This is a genomic window from bacterium, from assembly GCA_021158245.1.
Lineage (GTDB): Bacteria > Zhuqueibacterota > QNDG01 > QNDG01 > QNDG01 > QNDG01.
Genome location: JAGGVB010000187.1, coordinates 1 through 4,076, shown reverse-complemented (window position 1 = coordinate 4,076; position 4,076 = coordinate 1). Strand labels below are relative to the sequence as shown.

Here is a 4,076-nt window from a genome sequence, read left to right as displayed (position 1 = left end):
GAAGGTATTTACGGGAATGTCGTAGTTGTTATCGGATGCGAACTTAATGACCCTGATGATAAAAATCATTATCTTGCTTTTAAAATAGACAAAGAGATCCCCGAAGGGCTGCATGCAGAGGAGTATGTAAGATTGGTTAAGGAAGCAGGCGGATTCGGGATTATTGCTCATCCAGCAGAAAAGCGAAGCTATTCTGAAAAATATCCTCCCTATCCCTGGACAGACTGGAATGTTGACGGGTTTGACGGAATTGAGATATGGAATCAGCTTTCGGAATGGATGGAAGGAATAAGCAGGCTGAATTTTTTGTACAGGCTGCTGCATCCCTTGCGTTCCATTCACTTTCCGGTAAAGGAAACATTGGCAAGATGGGATGAATATAATTTAAAGAAGAGGATTGTCGGTACAGGAGGTATTGATGCTCATGCATTTAAAAAGAAATTTTTAGGATTCATAACTCTTGAAATTTATCCCTATAAAGTTCAGTTTAAATCAATACGCACCCATCTTCTTTTAAAGCAGCCTCTCGATAAAAGCATTAAGTCGAAAAATTTCAAACATGCAGAAGAGTTAATTTTTGATTCCATTGAAAACGGACGCATGTTTATTGGCAACTATTCAGTGGGAGATGCAAAGGGATTTGATTTTTTCGCAAGGTCAACACAGAAAATTTTCCCTATGGGCAGCAGGATTAAAAAACAGAATGTTTCTTTTTGTATTCATGCACCTCTTAAAGGAAGTATTCGGCTTATTCATAACGGGAATATAGTAGCCAGAACAAGGGGAAGAGATATGCAATTTGATGCTGAGAGCCCCGGAGTTTACAGAGTGGAAATATTCAGAAAGCACAGAGGCTGGATTTATTCCAATCCTATTACTATAGAAGAATAAACGGGTGAGAGGGAAAGCCATATAATGAAAGAGATAAAAGAGTATTGCGGGATTATAGGTATTGCGGGCCATCCTGAGGCAGCGGAAATGGCTTATCTCGGGCTTTACGCTTTGCAGCACAGAGGGCAGGAGGGCGCAGGGGTTGTATCATGCGAAAACGGTAGATTGTACAGGCATGTCGGGCAAGGGCTTGTAAATGATGTTTTTGCTTCTCCCAATACAATTGCCAGCCTTAAGGGAAGAATGGCAATCGGACATAACAGATATTCCACAACAGGTACGGATAAAAAAGAGAATGTTCAGCCTCTTCTCGTTACTACAAAGTCAGGTTTTGTAGCTTTGGGCCATAATGGCAATCTTGTAAATTCCAGAGAGCTTCGGTCATATCTTCAGGGAAACGGGGCTATTTTCCAGACTTCAACAGATAGTGAGCTGATTCTGCATCTTATTGCACATTCAAAAAAGGAGACTATTCTTGACCAGATAAAAGATGCTTTATCGAGAATAAGAGGTGCTTTTTCTCTTGTCATACTTATTGAAGGAAAAGTGATAGCTGCAAGGGATCCCAATGGATTCCGCCCGCTGGCATTCGGAAAGCTTGATGAAGGTTATGTTGTTGCATCTGAAACGTGTGCAATGGATTTAATAGGTGCGGAGTATATCAGAGATGTGCACCCGGGTGAGTTGGTCATTATTGATGAAAAGGGGATTAGTTCAGAATATTTTGCAGAGAAGCAGAAGTCATCGCACTGTATTTTTGAATTTATATATTTTTCCAGGCCTGACAGCAGAGTATTCGGGGAGTATGTTGACAAAACAAGAAGAAAGCTCGGCAGGAGGCTTGCCGAAGAACACCCTGCTGATGCTGATATTGTAATTTCAGTACCGGATTCAAGTAATACTGCTGCTCTGGGATATGCAAATGCTTCCGGTATACCATTTGAGATAGGGCTTATCAGAAATCATTATATTGGAAGGACATTTATCCAGCCGCAGCAGTCCATACGTAATTTTAATGTTAAGGTTAAATTTAATACAGTAGGGGGGGTATTGAAAAATAAAAGGGTTGTAATTGTTGAGGATTCCATTGTCCGCGGTACAACTTTAAAGATGTTGGCACAGCAGGTAAGAAAGGCCGGTGCAAAGGAGGTGCATATTCGTGTCAGTTCGCCGCCTATAAGGTTTCCATGTTATTTCGGAATGGATTTTCCTACAAGAGAAGAGTTAATTGCAACAAATCTGAGTGTTAAAGAGATTAAGCAGCATCTTGGAGTGGACAGTTTGGGATATCTGTCCCTTGAAGGGCTGATTAGTTCTGTACCAAAAGAGGGGAGAGGTTACTGTACAGGTTGTTTTGACGGAACATACCCTGTTGATGTGGAAATGGATTTTGAGAAGAATCAGTACGAGTAAATCATCAGGGAGGGTATATGAAAAAAGGCGTAGAGTTTTTAGATTTTCTATTTGTCTTGCGTCCCATGCTGTTCTATCCCATTTGGACATTTTTTCTTGCAGGATTGTGGGCAGCGGAGAGATATGGTAATTCAGGGGAGACATATAATTCTTTAATTGTTATCATTTCCCTTACTCTTGTTATAGGCGCTGTTTTTATCCTTAACCAGGTAAGAGATAAGGTAACCGACAGGATTAACAACAAATTGTTTCTTATTGCAAATGATATAGTTACTGAGAAACAGGCGTTTGCGGAAACAATTTTGCTTAGTTTTGCCGGGCTGTCTGTCATTGTTTTTGTTTCTTTTAAAATATTTGCGATATTTATTGTTCTCTTTGTACTTTCAGGATGGGCTTATAACTTTCCTCCTTTAAGATGGAAAGACAGGCCGATTATGGGAATGGTGACAAATAGTTTATCCGGCCTTTTTATTTATTCTGCAGGGTGGATAACAGGAGGGGGCACAGGAATTGTTCCTGTACAGGTGATTCCCTATGCGCTTGCAGGAGCTGCGGTTTATCTTAATACTACACTTCCTGATATGAAGGGGGACAGGGCTGCAGATAAGATGACATTCTCAGTAAAATACGGAATATCAGCGTGTATAAGAGCCGCAGCTTTTATTGAAATATTAAGTGTTATCCTGGCATTTGTATTTTCAGACTGGATTTTATTTTTTGCAGGTTTAGTTGTTTTGCCGCTGTTTTTATACAGCGCTGTTAAACCCGGACTCAGGAGCGCTGTAATGGCGATTAAATTTTCCGTAGTAGCTCTTCTTGCAGGTGTGTGTATTTTTTATCCGTTTTTACTTGCAGCGGTTTTTGTATCATTTATTATTACAAAATGGTATTATAAAAAACGGTTTAATTTTAATTACCCGAATTTAAAAGCAAACAATGGCAGATAACAGGAGAAAAATTATAATTAATCCTGACAAGTGCGACTTATGCGGTACTTGCGTAGGAGTCTGCCCAGAGGATGCCATTATTCTGTACGAATATACTATTACAGTTGATGATTTAAAGTGTACTGGATGCGGCCTTTGTGCTGCTGTCTGCCCTGTTGCTGTGCCGGAAGTGGTGAGCGGAAATGATTAAGTATAATTTTGACATAGTAGTTGTGGGAGCGGGTCCGGCAGGATCAAGGGCTGCACAAAAAGCAGCTTCCTCAGGCCTGTCTGTCCTTCTTGCTGAAAAGGATAGAGACATCGGCATGCCTGTAAGGTGCGCGGAAGGCGTTTATGAGAACGAGCTTGCAGAGCTTGTGGAAATCGACGAGCATTGGATTTCTCAGAAGATAACAGGCTCTGAATTAATTTCTCCTGACGGGCACGGGGTTCAGGCAGCAGATGCGGAGAAAGGCTATATACTGAACAGAAAGGTTTTTGATTTTGACCTTGCTGTAATGGCATCTGAAGCTGGAGCAGAGGTTTGGACGGAGACCTTTGTACACAGAATTAAACGTGAGAAAAACGGGCCGTTTCTGCTTTCTGCTTCAAGAAAAGGTGAAGAGATAGAAATCCTTTCAAAATTTGTCATAGGTGCAGACGGAGTGGAATCAAGAGTAGGAAGGTGGGCGGGAATTGATACTGCGCTGGAACTGTCAGGTATAGAATCATGCTTTCAATATACAATGACAAACATTAAAATCGATCCGAATATTGTCCGGTTTTTTGTAGGCAGGGAATTAGCACCCGGAGGCTATGCCTGGGTTTTTCCAAAAGGAAATGGTG

At 41.1% G+C, this 4,076-nt stretch carries 5 protein-coding genes; all 5 read left to right on the top strand.

What is annotated here, in order from left to right; translation table 11 throughout:
• A partial coding sequence (locus tag J7K93_11015; protein MCD6117537.1) for a histidinol-phosphatase occupies positions 1-891 on the top strand: 891 nt, incomplete at its 5' end.
• A 21-nt stretch (positions 892-912) separates the two neighbouring features.
• Complete coding sequence (locus J7K93_11010) at positions 913-2,304, top strand: amidophosphoribosyltransferase (protein MCD6117536.1); 1,392 nt, start codon at positions 913-915, stop codon at positions 2,302-2,304.
• 17 nt (positions 2,305-2,321) lie between these two features.
• Positions 2,322-3,251, top strand: coding sequence for a UbiA family prenyltransferase (locus J7K93_11005; GenBank protein MCD6117535.1), 930 nt, complete (start codon positions 2,322-2,324; stop codon positions 3,249-3,251).
• Positions 3,241-3,441 carry a 4Fe-4S binding protein gene (locus tag J7K93_11000; GenBank protein ID MCD6117534.1) on the top strand — a complete coding sequence of 67 codons (201 nt, stop codon included), beginning with the start codon at positions 3,241-3,243 and terminating at the stop codon, positions 3,439-3,441. Before J7K93_11005 ends, J7K93_11000 begins: the two co-directional genes overlap by 11 nt.
• On the top strand, positions 3,434-4,076 hold a 643-nt coding region (locus J7K93_10995; GenBank protein MCD6117533.1), incomplete at its 3' end, for an NAD(P)/FAD-dependent oxidoreductase. The genes J7K93_11000 and J7K93_10995, both read left to right, overlap by 8 nt.

Bases quoted from the DNA above. Each gene is read 5' to 3' on its own strand.
- J7K93_11000 (MCD6117534.1), top strand. From the start codon at position 3,241: ATGGCAGATAACAGGAGAAAAATTATAATTAATCCTGACAAGTGCGAC.
- J7K93_11005 (MCD6117535.1), top strand. From the start codon at position 2,322: ATGAAAAAAGGCGTAGAGTTTTTAGATTTTCTATTTGTCTTGCGTCCC.